14 protein-coding genes are annotated in these 13,884 nt (G+C 66.9%); 5 read left to right on the top strand and 9 right to left on the bottom strand.

Annotated features, from left to right (window positions below; all coding sequences use genetic code 11):
• The 5 genes from lgt to AC3WG5_RS17865 all read left to right on the top strand — a co-directional run.
• Positions 1-663 (top strand): prolipoprotein diacylglyceryl transferase (lgt, locus tag AC3WG5_RS17885; RefSeq protein WP_492569980.1); only part of this gene is annotated, 663 nt, incomplete at its 5' end.
• A 130-nt stretch (positions 664-793) separates the two neighbouring features.
• The gene (locus AC3WG5_RS17880; protein ID WP_492569978.1) at positions 794-1,642 is read left to right on the top strand and encodes a putative selenate ABC transporter substrate-binding protein; all 849 of its coding nucleotides are present in this window, start codon (positions 794-796) and stop codon (positions 1,640-1,642) included.
• On the top strand, positions 1,639-2,442 hold the full coding sequence (locus tag AC3WG5_RS17875; protein ID WP_492569976.1) for a phosphonate ABC transporter ATP-binding protein: 804 nt from the start codon (positions 1,639-1,641) through the stop codon (positions 2,440-2,442). Before AC3WG5_RS17880 ends, AC3WG5_RS17875 begins: the two co-directional genes overlap by 4 nt.
• Complete coding sequence (locus AC3WG5_RS17870; RefSeq protein WP_492569974.1) at positions 2,436-4,028, top strand: PhnE/PtxC family ABC transporter permease; 1,593 nt, start codon at positions 2,436-2,438, stop codon at positions 4,026-4,028. The genes AC3WG5_RS17875 and AC3WG5_RS17870 overlap by 7 nt, the downstream gene beginning before the upstream one ends.
• A 79-nt stretch (positions 4,029-4,107) precedes the next feature.
• Positions 4,108-4,875, top strand: a complete 768-nt coding sequence (locus AC3WG5_RS17865; protein ID WP_492569972.1) for a 3',5'-cyclic-nucleotide phosphodiesterase — start codon at positions 4,108-4,110, stop codon at positions 4,873-4,875.
• A gap of 6 nt (positions 4,876-4,881) precedes the next feature.
• Here the strand turns inward: AC3WG5_RS17865 and AC3WG5_RS17860 are convergent, their stop codons facing one another.
• The 9 genes from AC3WG5_RS17860 to dnaQ all read right to left on the bottom strand — a co-directional run bounded on the left by AC3WG5_RS17860 (position 4,882) and on the right by dnaQ (position 13,839).
• Positions 4,882-5,091: a heavy-metal-associated domain-containing protein gene (locus AC3WG5_RS17860; RefSeq protein ID WP_492569970.1), complete on the bottom strand. Its 210-nt coding sequence runs from the start codon at positions 5,089-5,091 to the stop codon at positions 4,882-4,884.
• Positions 5,092-5,112: 21 nt separating this feature from the next.
• A complete protein-coding gene (locus AC3WG5_RS17855; RefSeq protein ID WP_492569968.1) occupies positions 5,113-7,467 on the bottom strand; it encodes a heavy metal translocating P-type ATPase in 2,355 nt (784 codons plus the stop codon).
• Positions 7,468-7,597: 130 nt separating this feature from the next.
• On the bottom strand, positions 7,598-8,671 hold the full coding sequence (gene corA, locus AC3WG5_RS17850) for a magnesium/cobalt transporter CorA (protein ID WP_492569966.1): 1,074 nt from the start codon (positions 8,669-8,671) through the stop codon (positions 7,598-7,600).
• Positions 8,668-10,161: an exopolyphosphatase gene (gene ppx, locus AC3WG5_RS17845; protein ID WP_492569964.1), complete on the bottom strand. Its 1,494-nt coding sequence runs from the start codon at positions 10,159-10,161 to the stop codon at positions 8,668-8,670. Before ppx ends, corA begins: the two co-directional genes overlap by 4 nt.
• Positions 10,162-10,246: 85 nt before the next feature.
• Positions 10,247-10,951, bottom strand: coding sequence for a phosphate signaling complex protein PhoU (gene phoU, locus AC3WG5_RS17840; protein ID WP_008953081.1), 705 nt, complete (start codon positions 10,949-10,951; stop codon positions 10,247-10,249).
• 65 nt (positions 10,952-11,016) lie between these two features.
• Complete coding sequence (gene rpiA, locus AC3WG5_RS17835; protein ID WP_492569962.1) at positions 11,017-11,676, bottom strand: ribose-5-phosphate isomerase RpiA; 660 nt, start codon at positions 11,674-11,676, stop codon at positions 11,017-11,019.
• An 86-nt stretch (positions 11,677-11,762) separates the two neighbouring features.
• Positions 11,763-12,239, bottom strand: a complete 477-nt coding sequence (ispF, locus tag AC3WG5_RS17830) for a 2-C-methyl-D-erythritol 2,4-cyclodiphosphate synthase (RefSeq protein WP_008953083.1) — start codon at positions 12,237-12,239, stop codon at positions 11,763-11,765.
• Positions 12,240-12,427: 188 nt separating this feature from the next.
• On the bottom strand, positions 12,428-13,114 hold the full coding sequence (gene ispD / locus AC3WG5_RS17825; RefSeq protein WP_492569961.1) for a 2-C-methyl-D-erythritol 4-phosphate cytidylyltransferase: 687 nt from the start codon (positions 13,112-13,114) through the stop codon (positions 12,428-12,430).
• A complete protein-coding gene (gene dnaQ / locus AC3WG5_RS17820; RefSeq protein ID WP_294864170.1) occupies positions 13,111-13,839 on the bottom strand; it encodes a DNA polymerase III subunit epsilon in 729 nt (242 codons plus the stop codon). The genes ispD and dnaQ overlap by 4 nt, the downstream gene beginning before the upstream one ends.
• Positions 13,840-13,884: the final 45 nt, after the last annotated feature.

The raw sequence follows: 13,884 nt of genomic DNA, 5'->3' as shown, positions 1-13,884 counted from the left end.
GTGGTGCTGGGGGGGCGGCTGGGTGAAGTGCTGTTCTACCAGCCGGCGTATTACTTCAGCCATCCGCAGGAAATCCTGATGGTCTGGAAGGGCGGGATGTCGTTCCACGGCGGCTTCCTCGGGGTGCTGGTCGGCATGCTGCTGTTTGCGCGCAAGCATGGCCGCAGCTTCTGGGAGCTGACCGACTTCATCGCGCCGCTGGTGCCGCTGGGTCTGGCGGCCGGCCGCATCGGCAACTTCATCAACGGCGAGCTGTGGGGCCGGGTCACCCGCCCGGATGCGCCGTGGGCGATGCTGTTTCCGCAGGCCCGCCTCGACGATCTGGCGCAGGCACAACAGTCGCCGGAACTGATGGCGCAGCTGATGCAGTACGGCGCCCTGCCGCGCCATCCGTCGCAGCTGTATCAGTTTGCGCTGGAGGGGCTGACGCTCTTCCTCATCCTGTGGTGGTTCAGCGCCAGGCCGCGCGCGCGCGGCCAGGTCTCGGCGCTGTTCCTGATCGGCTACGGCTTTTTCCGCTTCGTAGCGGAGTTTTTCCGCTCGCCGGATGCCGGCATCTTCGGCCAGTCCTACACCATCAGCATGGGCCAGTGGCTGAGCCTGCCGATGATCGTGCTGGGCATGGTGCTGTTTGTCTGGTTCGGACGGCGCCAGTCGCGTTAGAATTTCGTTGTTGGATGTTGGAGTGGTTCGCCACTCGGCGGCCTTTAGCCCGCCACCCGCGGCCAGTCGGCAAGACTGGCCTTTTTGATGCCTGCGGTTTATCGCCCGCAAGACACGAGAGATTTACCCGATGAAAGCCATCAAGTTTGCTATGGCCGGCGCCCTGCTGGCCGTTTCCGTCCTGGCCTCCGCCGAAGAGGCCGTGCTCAAGGTGTCGGCCATTCCGGACGAAGCCCCGACCGAACTGCAACGCAAGTTCGCTCCGCTCGGCGCCTACCTGGAGAAGGAACTGGGCATGAAGGTGCAGTTCGTGCCGGTGACCGACTACGCCGCGGTGGTGACCGCGCTGACCTCGGACAAGATCGACATGGCCTGGCTCGGCGGCTTCACCTTCGTGCAGGCGAGCCAGCGCGGCAAGGTGGTGCCGCTGGTGCAGCGCGAGGAAGACAGCAAGTTCACCTCGAAGTACATCGCCAACGCCGAGGCCGGCATCAACTCGCTGAAGGACCTCAAGGGCAAGAGCTTCGCCTTCGGTTCGGCGTCGTCCACCTCGGGCCACCTGATGCCGCGTTACTTCCTGCAGAAACAGGGCATCAAGCCGGAAACCTTCTTCAAGAACGTGGCCTACTCCGGCGCGCACGACGCCACCGTGGCCTGGGTGGCCTCCGGCAAGGTGGAAGGCGGCGTGCTCAACGCCTCGGTGTGGGACAAGCTGGTGGAGGCCGGCAAGGTCGACCCGGCCAAGGTCAAGCTGATCGGCTCCACCCCGGCCTATTACGACTACAACTGGACCGTGCGCGGCAACCTCGACGCCAAGCTGCAGCAGAAGATCACCAAGGCCTTCCTCAAGCTCGATCCGAAGAATCCGGAACAGCAGGCCATCCTGGAGCTGCAACGCGCCAGCAAGTTCATCCCGACCAAGGCGGCCAACTACAAGGGCATCGAGTCCGCGGCCAAGGAAGCGGGCCTGCTGAAGTGAGCCTGACGTTCGAACGCGTCGGCCTGCGTCTGGGGGGGGCGACGATCCTCGACGACGTCAGTCTGGCGTTGGACGACGGCGAGCAGGCGGCGCTGATCGGCCCGTCCGGCGCCGGCAAGTCGTCGTTGCTGCTGCTGGCCAACACCGTCTATCGCCCAAGCCAAGGGATGGTCAGCGTACTGGGGCAGGACCCCTGGCGCTGCGCGCCGCGCCAGCTGCAGTCCCTGCAGGCCGATATCGGCACGGTCTACCAGGCGCCGCCGCTGCCGGCGCGGCAGCGCGTGGTCAACGCCGTGGCCGCCGGACGGCTGGGGCGCCAGGGTGCGCTGGCCTCGCTGCTGGCGCTGCTCAGGCCGCACGACGCCGCCGGCGTGGCAGAGGTGCTGCAGCGCGTGGACCTGGCCGACAAGCTGTGGGCGCGCTGCGACCAGCTCTCGGGGGGGCAGCGCCAGCGGGTCGGCATCGCGCGCGTGCTGTACCAGGCGCCACGCCTGATGCTGGCCGACGAACCGGTGTCGGCGCTCGATCCGCGCCTGGCCGAGGAGACGGTGAAACGCCTCGCCGACGATGCCCGCGCCCGCGGCGCCACCTTGCTGATGAGCCTGCACTCGGTCGACCTGGCGCTGGCTCATTTCCCGCGCATCATCGGCCTGCAGGGCGGCCGCATCCTGTTCGACCTGCCGCGCGCCGAGGTGCATGGTGGGCTGATCCAAGCCTTGTACGCCGGCGAAAGGTTGGCCGAAGACGATACCCTCCCGGCCGATGCCGAACCCGGCTTCCCGCGGGGGGTACGATGCTGAGCCACCCGCGCGACCCGGCGCTGCTGCCGCGCCTGCTGTGGGGCGCGCTGCTGCTGGCCCTGCTCGTGCCGACCCTGCCGCTGACCGGCTTCAACCCGCTGCAGCTGTTCGACGCCGCCACGCTGAAAACGCTGGCCGGCTTTGTCGCCGGCTTCCTGCCGCCGGCCAGCAACGCGGTCTTTCTCGGCGAAGTGATGCGTGCCAGCGCCACCACCCTGGCGGCGGCCACCGCCGGGCTGGCGTTGGCGATGCTGGTCGGGCTGCCGCTGGCCTTCGCCACCACCCGTGCGCTGGACCGCCATGCGCTGACGGCGGCCGCGCCGTCAAGGTTGGCGGAAGCCGGCAAGTCGCTGCTGCGCGGCGTGATGGTGCTGCTGCGCGGGGTGCCGGAAATCGTCTGGGCGCTGCTGTTCGTGCGCGCCGTCGGACTCGGCTCGCTGCCGGCGGTGCTGGCGCTGGGACTGGCCTACGGCGGCATGCTGGGCAAGGTCTACGCCGAGATCCTCGAATCGCAGCCGCGCGCCCTGGCCCGGGCGCTCTGTGCCGCCGGCGCCGGACGCACCCAGGTGCTGGGCTACGGGCTGCTGCCGCAGGCCCTGCCGGAGCTGGTCAGCTACAGCGTATACCGCTGGGAGTGCGCCATCCGCGCCTCGGCGGTGATGGGCTTCGTCGGCGCCGGCGGCATCGGGCAGTTGCTCGACACCTCGATCAAGATGATGAACAGCGGCGAAGTCAGCACCTTGCTGCTGGTCTTTTTGCTGATCGTGGTGGGGACCGAGGGCGTCAGCCGGCTGTCGCGCCGTTTGCTGGAGAGCCGCCAAGGTGGCGCCGTGCTGGCCGGTGGCGCCGTGCTGGCGGCGCTGGCCAGCGTCGCCTGGCTGCTACCGGCGTGGCGCGAGGCCGGTTTCGACGGCGCCAGCCTGCTGCATTTCACCAGCGAATTCCTGCCGCCCGACGCCAGCCCGGCGCTCCTCGCCGACATCGGGCGCGGCGCGCTGGAAACGCTGGCGATGGCCTTCCTCGGCACCGCGCTGGCGTTTGCCGGCGCCGCCCTGCTGGCGCTGCCGGCGTCCGGGCGCTTCGGCCAACCTGCCAAGGCGCTGGCGCGGCTGCTGCTCAACCTGCTGCGCGGCATCCCCGATCTGCTGTGGGCCTCGCTGGCGGTGCTGGCGGTCGGCCTGGGGCCGGCGGCCGGGGTGCTGGCGCTGGCCTTGCACACCAGCGGCGTGCTGGGGCGGCTATTCGCGGAAACGCTGGAAAACGCCCCTCCGGCACCGGAGCAGGCCTTGCGCGTGCTCGGCGCCGGACGGCTGACGGCGTTCTGCTACGGCCTGCTGCCGGAAGTATGGGCACAATGGCTGGCCTACGCGCTGTACCGCGGCGAGAACAACATCCGCGCAGCGGCGGTGCTCGGCATCGTCGGCGCGGGGGGGTTGGGACAGCAGCTCTATCTGGCGCTGTCGCTGTTTCAACTGCCGACCGCCGCCAGCCTGATCCTGGCCATGCTGCTGCTGTCGTGGCTGCTGGAACAGTTGAGCCGGTTGCTGCGGCAGCAACTGGAAGCGGCGACGGGGCACGCGGCCTGAGCCGACATGCCGGACGAATTAGTCCGCTCCCGGCATGTCGGCTACAATCGGGACTTCACTTCCCTGTCGGAGCACGGCGATGCGAGTCTCCATCCTGGGCGCCTCCAGCGGCATCGGCCGCCCCGCCCACACCACCAGCTTCCTTCTCGACGACCACACGCTGATCGACTGCGGCACCGGCGTCAGTACGCTGGAGGTGGCGCAACTGCTGCGCATCACGCGCGTGCTGCTGTCGCACAGCCATCTCGACCACTGCGGCTTCCTGCCGCTGTTGGCCGACGTGCACGCCAGCCATGCCGGGCCCGGCATCACCGTCTACAGCCAGCAGGCCACGCTCGACGCCGTCAAGCAGCACCTGTTCAACGACGTGATCTGGCCTGACTACACCGTCACGCCCAGTCCGGAAAGCCCTTACGTGCGGCTGCAGGCCATCGAGGTCGGCGACCCGGTCGCCCTGCCCGGCGGCATCGCCACGGCCTTGCCGGCCGAACACAGCATTCCGGCGGTAGGCTGGCTGGTGGAAGGCGACTGGCGTGCGCTGGCGTTCAGCGGCGATAGCGGCCCCTGCCCGGCGTTCTGGCAATGGATCGCCCACGTGCCGTCGCTGTCCGACGTGCTGTGCGAGGTCACCTACGACGACGACCACCTGCCGCAGGCACGACGCTACGGCCACATGGCGCCGTCGCTACTGGCATCGCTGGTCGACCCCTTGCCACCGGCGGTGCAGTTGTGGATCAGCCATCTCGACCCCGGCGAGGAAGAGCGCATGATGCAGCAGATCCGGGCGGTGTTGCCGCCGCACCTGCACGTGGAGCGGCTCAAGGCCGGCGTGACGATCGAACTGTAAGGCGCGTCACAGTACGGCGTCGAAGCCGGCGTTGTTGAGTACCGCGAGCAGACTGGCGCTCGTCAGCAGGTGCGGGTTGAACAACACCCGCACCTGTCCCCCCTTCAGCCCCGCCTCGGCCTGAGCCACGCCGGGCACCCGGGTCAACAGGGTCGCCACCCGGCGCTCGTCACCCTGCCCGCCATGCCCCACCAGTTTCACCACGACTTCTTCCATTCTCGCCTCCCGATGAGGCAATCATTTCCACCGTCTCAGCAGCAACGAGTTGCTGACCACCGAGACCGAACTGGCTGCCATAGCCGCCCCGGCGATCACCGGATTCAGCCAGCCCAGCGCGGCTAGCGGCACTCCTAAAACATTATAAACAAAAGCAAAAAACAGATTCTGCCGAATCTTGACCAGGGTGCGGCGCGACAGGCGGATGGCGTCGGCGACGTGACGCATGTCGCCCTGGCGCAGCGTCACGTCGGCGGTTTCGATCGCCACGTCGGAGCCGGCCCCCATGGCGAAACCGACGTCGGCCGCCGCCAGCGCCGGGGCGTCGTTGACGCCGTCGCCGACCATGCCGACCTTGTGCCCGGCGCGCTGCAACTCGGCCACCGCCGCGGCCTTGTCCTGCGGCTTCACCTCGGCACGGAACTCGGCGATGCCGGCGGCGGCGGCGATGCTCGCAGCGGTAGCCGCCTTGTCGCCGGTCAGCATCACCACCTTCACCCCCAGGCGGCGCAAGCGCTCGACGGCCTCGGCGGAACCGGGCCGCAGCTTGTCGGCGATCGCCAGGAGCCCCATCAAGGTGCCCTCGCGTCCCAGCGCGATCACCGTCTTGCCCTCGGCGTAGAACACGCTGGCCGCCTCCGGCAGGCTATCGACCAGCCAGTCCGGCACGCCAACCCGCAGACGGCCGTAACCTTCGATCTCGGCCTCCACCCCGCGGCCGACCTCCGCCGAAAAATCCTGCACCGGCAGGCGCGCCAGTCCCTGCTCTTCGGCAAAGTCCAGCACGGCACGCGCCAGCGGGTGTTCCGAGCCGGCCTCGATGCTCGCGGCCAGCTGCAACAGGGTGTCGCGCGGCACCGTCAGGGGCAGCACGTCGGTCACCACCGGGCGGCCCTCGGTGAGGGTGCCGGTCTTGTCCACCACCAGCGCCGTCAGCCGCCCCGCCGTCTCCAGCGCGGTGGCGTTGCGGAACAGGATGCCGCGCCGCGCCCCGTTGCCGATACCCACCATCACCGCCGTCGGCGTGGCCAGCCCCAGCGCGCACGGGCAGGCGATCACCAGCACGGCCACGGCGTGGATCAGCGCACGCGCCCAGTCGCCGGTGAGCCAGCCGGTGATGAGCAGCGTCACCACGGCGATGGCCACCACCGCCGGCACGAACACGCCGGAGATGACGTCGGCGAGGCGCTGGATCGGCGCCTTCGAGCCTTGCGCCTCGCTCACCAGGCGCACGATGTCGGCGAGCTGGGTCTGGCTGCCGACCCCGGTGGCACGCACCGTGAGCATGCCGTCCTGGTTCTGGGTACCGGCGTACACGGCATCGCCGACCGTCTTGGTCACCGGCAGGCTCTCGCCGGTGAGCATGCTCTCGTCGACGGCGGCGTGCCCGGCGATCACCTCGCCGTCCACGGCGATGCGCTCGCCGTGGCGCACCAGCAGCACGTCGCCCGGCTGCAGCAGCGTCACCGCTACCTCCTGGAGCTGGCCGTCGCGCTCCACGCGCGCCGTTTTCGGCGCCAGACGGATCAGTTCCTCGATCGCGCCCGAGGTTTTGCCCTTGGCGCGTGCTTCCAGCAGCTTGCCCAGCAACACCAGCGTGATCACCGCCGCGCCGGCCTCGAAATACACATGCTGGTCGTGCCAGCCCGCCAGCGTCACCACCGCCGACAGCAGGTAGGCCATGCTGGTGCCCAGCGCCACCAGCACGTCCATATTCGCCCCGCCGCCACGCAGGGCGTGCCAGCTGCCCTTGTAGAAGCGCCAGCCGGCGAGAAACTGCACCGGCGTCGCCAGCGCCAGTTGCACTCCGCGCGGCAGCATGCCGTGCGCGGCGCCGCCCAGCATCGTCACCATCTCCAGCAGCAAGGGGGCGGTCAGCAGCGCCGCCAGCCAGAACCAGCGCCGCTCCTTGAGATAGGCCTGGCGGTGCTTTTCGGCCAAGGTTTGGTCGCCAGCCGTGGCGCGCGGCGCCGCGCTGTAGCCCGCCTTGCGCACCGCGGCGATGATCGCGTCCTCTCCCACCACCCCGGCGGGAAAGTGCGCCACGGCAGTTTCAGTGGCGAAATTGACGCTGGCGTGCACGCCGGGCAGGCGGTTCAGGACTTTCTCGATGCGGCTGGCGCAGGCGGCGCAGGTCATGCCGCCAATATCCAGCTCCAGCCGCTCCTCGGGAACCGCATAGCCGCTCTGGCGGATGCGCTCGATCAGCCGTTGCGGCGTCTGCTGCTGCGGGTCGAACTCGACCCGGGCGGTTTCACTGGCGAAGTTGACCTGCGCGTCGACGCCATCGAGGCGATTCAACACCTTCTCGATACGGTTGGCGCAGGCAGCGCAGGTCATGCCTTCGATCGGCAGGGTCAGCTGGGTCCGGCTCATCGCTCGCTCCATGAATGCGGTTTATCCATTATATACCCCCATAGGGTATATGAAGGCAAGCGAAATTTACCGCCGCCACATGAAAAAAGCCCTGCACGGGCAGGGCCTTGGCGGCGGGGACAGGCGCGCGTCACAACCACTTGCGGCGCCAGAACACGAAGTACAATCCCGCCCCCAGCACCAGCATCAGCCCCAGGATCAGGAAATAGCCGTAGTGCCAGTGCAACTCAGGCATGTAGTCGAAATTCATACCGTAGATGCCGACGATCAGCGTCAGCGGCATGAAGATCATCGACAAGGCGGTCAACACCCGCATCTGCAGGTTGAGGCGATTGGACTGGGTCGAGAGGTAAAGATCGAGCATGTCGCCCACCAGTTCGCGCGACATCTCCAGCGATTCGATCACGTGCACGGTATGGTCGTAGGCATCGCGCAGGTAGATCAGGGTTTCCGGCTGGAAAAAACCGTAATCGCCGCGCGCCAGCGCGGTGAGCACCTCGCGCACCGGCAGGATGGAACGGCGCAGCCTGAGACAATCGTGCTTGAGACGCTGGATACGCCGCAGGATGCTGGCATCGCGGCCGACCAGCAGCTGGCTGTCGGTCTGCTCGACGTACTCGGTGAACTGGGTGAGCACGCCGAAATAGTCGTCGACCACCGCGTCGAGCAGTGAGTAGGCCAGGTAGTCGGCACCGCGCGAACGGATCAGGCCACGCGCCGTGCGGAGACGCTCGCGCACCGGCTCGAACACGCCAAGCGGACGCGACTGGAAGCTCAGCACGAAGTGCCGCCCGACCACCAGGTAGATCTGGTCGTGCTTGAGCCGGCCATTGCCCTCGCCGGGAAACTGGTACACCCGGCTGGCGATGAACAGGTAATCGCCGTAATCCTCGACCTTGGGACGCTGGCGGGCGTTGAGAATGTCTTCCAGCACCAGCGGATGCAGCCCAAAGCGCTCGCCGATGGCGCGCATCACTTTGGGCTCGTGCAGACCGTAGACATTGAGCCACAGCACCGGCTCGCCAGGCCGGTAGGCGAGCCCCTCTTGCAGCGAGGCGAAGGTGGTCTCGCGCAACGCCGAAGGACCGTACTCCATCAGGGTGATGCGGGGCTGGTCCAGCGCGGGCTCGCCCACCGCCATCAGCGTGCCCGGCGCCTCGCCCAGCGTAGGTACCTTGCCCTTCAGCCGTTCATAGCGCTTCATGCCCGCACGATATCAAGGGTGAATCCGACGTTGTCCCACTGCTTCACCTCCTGCTTGAAGGCGCTGGCAGTCAGCGGGTTGGCGGCGAGCCAGGCCTTGTCCAGGGTCAGTTCGAAGCCGCGCGAGGTCTGACGCAGCTCCAACACGTCGGGCAGAACGACATCGTTGCGACTGCGGTAGAACAACACCGCCAGCCGCAGCGCCACCATCGCCTGCCAGTGGCCGGGCTCGGACAACAGCGACATCATCTTGCCCATGTCGCCACGCTGCCCCAGCACGATGCTGGCCAGCGTCGCCTGTTCGCGCTTGGAGAAGCCCGGCATGTCGGCGTTCTGCAGGATGTAGGCGGAGTGCTTGTGATAGGCGGTATGGGCGATGGTGAGACCGATTTCATGCAGGCGCGCGGCCCATTGCAGGCGCTTGAGGGTATCCGGATCGCATTCGACGCCGCACAGCATGCCGCACAGCCGTTCCGCCAACGCCGTCACGCGTTGCGACTGCGCCAGATCGACGTGATAGCGGCGCTTGAACTGGGCTACCGTGGTGTCGCGCATGTCCTTCTCCCGATGACGGCCCAGCAGGTCGTAGAGCACGCCATCGCGCAAGGCGCCTTCGGCGACGATCATCTTGTCGATCAACAGCTCTTCAAAGATGGCGATCATGATCGCCAGCCCGCCGGCAATCACCGGCACCCGGTCGGCCTTGAGGCCGTTCAGGTTGACGTATTTAAGGTTGCCGAAGCGGATCAGTTCCGCCTTGAGCCGCTCCATCCCCGACAGCGTGATGTCGTCGGCGGAGTAATCGTTGATCTCCAGTGCGTCGCGCAGCGCGCGGGCGGTGCCGGAGGTCCCCACCGCCAGCTGCCACTCTTCCGGGCGGTACTCGTGGACGATGCGCTGCACCTCGGCGCGTGCCGCCATGATGGCATCCTGGAAATTGCTGCGATTGAGCTTGCCGTCGGCGAAGAAGCGCCGGCTGTAGCTGACGCAGCCCAGCGGCAGGCTTTCGGTCACCAGCGCGCGGAACTGGCTGCCGATGATGAATTCGGTGGAACCGCCGCCGATGTCGACCACAAGGCGGCGCTCCTTGGTGGCGGGCAGCGAATGGGCGGCACCGAGGTAGATCAGGCGCGCTTCCTCACGCCCGGCGATGATCTCGATCGGGAAGCCGAGCAAGGCCTCGGCGCGCGCGATAAAGGCCGGGGCGTTCTTGGCCACGCGCAGGGTATTGGTGCCGACCACGCGCACCTGCTTGGGCCCCAGCCCGCGCAGGCGCTCGCCAAAGCGGGCGAGGCAAGCCAGGGCGCGTTCCTGGGTATCGTCGTCGAGAGTCTTGTCGTCGCTCAGGCCGGCGCCGAGGCGCACCGTATCCTTGAGGGTATCGAGGGTGTAGAGCTGATCTTCCACCACGCGGGAGACCTGCAGACGGAAACTGTTGGACCCCAGATCGACCGTGGCGAGCACATCATGGGGGGGCGTTGGACTGGTCAAGATCACCCCTTTTGTTCTTGGGTTGGATATGAAAATGGCGGTAACATGAATGTTACCGCCATTTTCGCTGCAACGTCACGGCGTGTCAGCCCGCTTGCGTCTCGCGCTTGATCTCTTCCAGAGAGGTATGGCGGATATCCTTGCCCTTGACCAGGTAGACCACGTACTCGGAAATGTTCTTGGCGTGGTCGCCGATGCGCTCGATCGCCTTGGCGATGAACAGCGTGTCGATCGACATGCTGATGGTGCGCGGGTCTTCCATCATGAAGGTGATGAGCTGGCGCAGTTCGGCCGAGAATTCCTCGTCGAGGATCAGGTCTTCCTGGGCCAGTTCCAGCGCCGCGGTGGCGTCGAGGCGGGCGAAGGCGTCAAGCGCGCGGCGCAGCATGGCCAGTGCCACGTCGGCCATCTTGCGCACCTCGCGGAAGCGCGGCAGCTGGTAACGCTCCGACTGGTGGATGATCTTGCCCTGGCGGGCGATCTTCTGCGCTTCGTCGCCGATGCGCTCCAGGTCGGTGATGGTCTTGATCACGGTGATCACCATGCGCAAATCGCTGGCCGCCGGCTGGCGGCGCGCGATGATGTGCTGGCAATCGTCGTCGATGGCGACCTCGAGCGAGTTCACCAGCGCATCGTCGGCCACCACCTTGTCGAGCCGCTCGATGTCGGCCGCCATCAAGGCATCGACGGCGGACTGGATTTGTTGTTCGACCAGCCCCCCCATCTGCAGCACGCGGGTGCGGATGGTTTCCAGTTCCAGGTCAAACTGCTTGGACGTATGTTCAGCCATGACTCTCTCGTACGAATAGCGGTAACGCTACAGGATAAGCGCGTGGTGTGACACGGGGATGACAATCAGCGCAGAACCTCGATCCCGCTCTGGCGGCCGAGGATCAGCACGTCGGCACGGCGGCGAGCAAACAGGCCGCAAGTGACCACGCCGGCGATCTGGTTGATGGTCTCCTCGAGTTCCACCGGCTTGGAGATGTGCAGACGGTATACGTCGAGGATAATGTTGCCGTTGTCGGTGACGAAATGCTCGCGCAGCTCCGGGTGGCCGCCCAGCTTGACCAGTTCACGCGCCACGTAGCTGCGCGCCATCGGCACCACTTCCACCGGCAGCGGAAAGCCGCCCAGCACGTCGACGTACTTGGTTTCGTCGGCGATGCAGATGAATTCGCTGGCCACCGCGCCGACGATCTTCTCGCGCGTCAGCGCGCCGCCGCCGCCCTTGATCATGTGCAGGTAGTGGTTCACTTCGTCGGCGCCATCGATGTACACCGGTACCTCGTCAACGGTGTTGAGGTCGTATACCGGGATATGGTGGGCCTTGAGCCGCTCGGTGGAGGCCTCGGAACTGGAGACGGCTCCCTTGATACGCCCCTTGATGGTCGCCAGTTCTTCGATGAACAGGTTGACGGTGCTGCCGGTGCCGACACCGACGATGCAGTTGTCGGGGACGAATTCCAGCGCCTTCTGGGCGACGGCAAGTTTGAGCTGGTTCTGGGTAAGCATCGTGGCCTCCTCGGTCTTCTATGTAATGGTCCTGTCCTAATTATCCCATATGGGGCAGGAATTGTCGGACAAATTGCCAACCGGCATCACGCCGGCATCAAGAGGCAAACGGCCTGCGCCTCGATGGCCTCGCCGCGCCCAAGATAGCCCAGTTTTTCGTTGGTCTTGCCCTTGACGTTGACGGCGGTGACGGCCAGGCCAAGATCGCTGGCGATGGCGGCGCACATGGCATCGATGTGCGGAGCGAGCTTGGGACGCTGAGCGATCAGGGTGGCGTCGACGTTGACCACCTGCCAGCCCGCCGCGCGCACCCGCGCCATGGCCTCGCGCAACAGCACGCGGCTGTCCGCTCCCTTGAAGCGTAGATCGGTATCGGGGAAATGGCGACCGATGTCGCCCAGTGCCGCCGCCCCCAGAATCGCGTCGGTAATGGCATGCAGCAGGGCATCAGCATCGGAATGGCCGAGCAGCCCCTTGTCATGGGGGATGGTGACCCCACCGAGAATCAGCGGTCGCCCTTCCACCAGCTGGTGAACGTCATAACCCTGTCCAATGCGAAACATATCTGTACATTATCCTTTTCGTGTAGGGCCCATTTCCCGCAGGCGGGCTCAAGCAGCTTCAGTGGCGCCGGAATGGTCACGTTGTCCATGAGGATCGTGACGGAACGCATCTCTTCACGAGAGGCGCCCGCGCCGGGCATCTCCAGCACCCACGCGGCGAAAGCAGCGCCGCTTGATGAGATCGGCGCTCAGCTGCGCCGGGTGGCGAGCAAGGCCTTGGCCAACGCCAGGTCGCGCGGCCAGGTGACCTTGAAATTTTGCGCCTCGCCTTCCACCAGCCGGGGCTGCAGGCCGAGCTGCTCGATGGCCGAGGCTTCGTCGGTCATGATGTCGACCGGCCCCTTGGCCAGCGCTTCGGCCAAGCGACCCGCGCGGAACATCTGTGGCGTCTGTGCCAGCCACAGCCGTTCGCGCGGCACCGTGGCGCTGACGCGCTGCTCGGCATTGGCGCGTTTGACGGTATCGGCGACCGGCAGCGCCAGCAGACCGCCCACGGCGTCGTCGGCCAGGGTGGCGATCAGGCGCTCCACCGCCGCCACGCTGAGGCAGCAGCGCGCCGCATCGTGCACCAGCACCCAGTCGTCGTCCGCCGCAGCCAGCGCCGCGAGGCCGTTCTGCACGCTCTCGGCGCGGCTGGCGCCGCCAACACGGTGCACCTCGAGCTTGGCGATGTCCTCCCAGCGATAGCTGTCGAACCACTCGTCGCCAGGCGAGATCACCAGCGCCACACGCTCGATGGCCGGCACCGCGGCCAGCGTCGCCAGGGTGTGCCACATCAGCGGCTTGCCGTCGAGTTGCAGGTATTGCTTGGGGCTTGGCGCGCCAAAGCGCGAGCCGGAGCCAGCGGCCGGCACCAGTGCGAGATAGCGGCTCATGCCTGCGGCTCCGCGGCGGGCGGCGATTCCAGGCTGCGCCACAGGCAGGTGCCCTTGACCGCCTTGTCGAGGTCGTCGAGATAGGTCGCGTGTGCGGCCAGCTCCTCGGCGTTGGGACGGAGGATCGTGATCGGCTTGCGCTCGAACTCGAGCGCCCCCAGATCGGCGCCGCCGCCGACATCGAGATCGATGTCCATCACCAGACTGTTCTGGCCGCGCGTCATCCACAGATAGACTTCGCCCAGCAGTTCGCAGTCGATCAGGGCGCCGTGCAGGGTGCGGTTGGAGCGGTCGATCTCGAAGCGGTCGCACAGCGCATCGAGGCTGTTGCGCTTGCCGGGAAACTGGTCGCGCGCCATCACCAGGGTATCGATGACGCTGGCGCACAGCGTGGAAACGCGCTCGATGCCGATGCGGTCGAACTCGGCGTTGAGGAAGCCGACGTCGAACGGCGCGTTGTGGATGATCAGCTCGGCGTCGCGCAGGAAGTCGGCGATCTCGGGGCCGACCGCGGCAAAGCGCGGCTTGTCGGCCAGGAAGTCGAGCGAGATGCCGTGCACGCGTTCGGCATCGGGGTCGATATCGCGCTCGGGATGGATATAGAGGTGCAGCGAGCGCCCGGTCAGCTTGCGATTCACCATCTCCAGCCCGGCGAATTCGATGATGCGGTGGCCCTGCGACGGTTCGAGGCCGGTGGTTTCGGTATCGAGGATAATCTGTCTCATGATGCTCTGTGCTGCGCGGCCGACGTTTGAAGGTTGGCCGAAAAG

The sequence above is a fragment of the Pseudogulbenkiania sp. FW507-F1 genome (genome assembly GCF_058781125.1).
The sequence above is the reverse complement of the archived record's forward strand: the minus strand, read 5'-3'. Positions and strand labels throughout refer to the sequence as shown.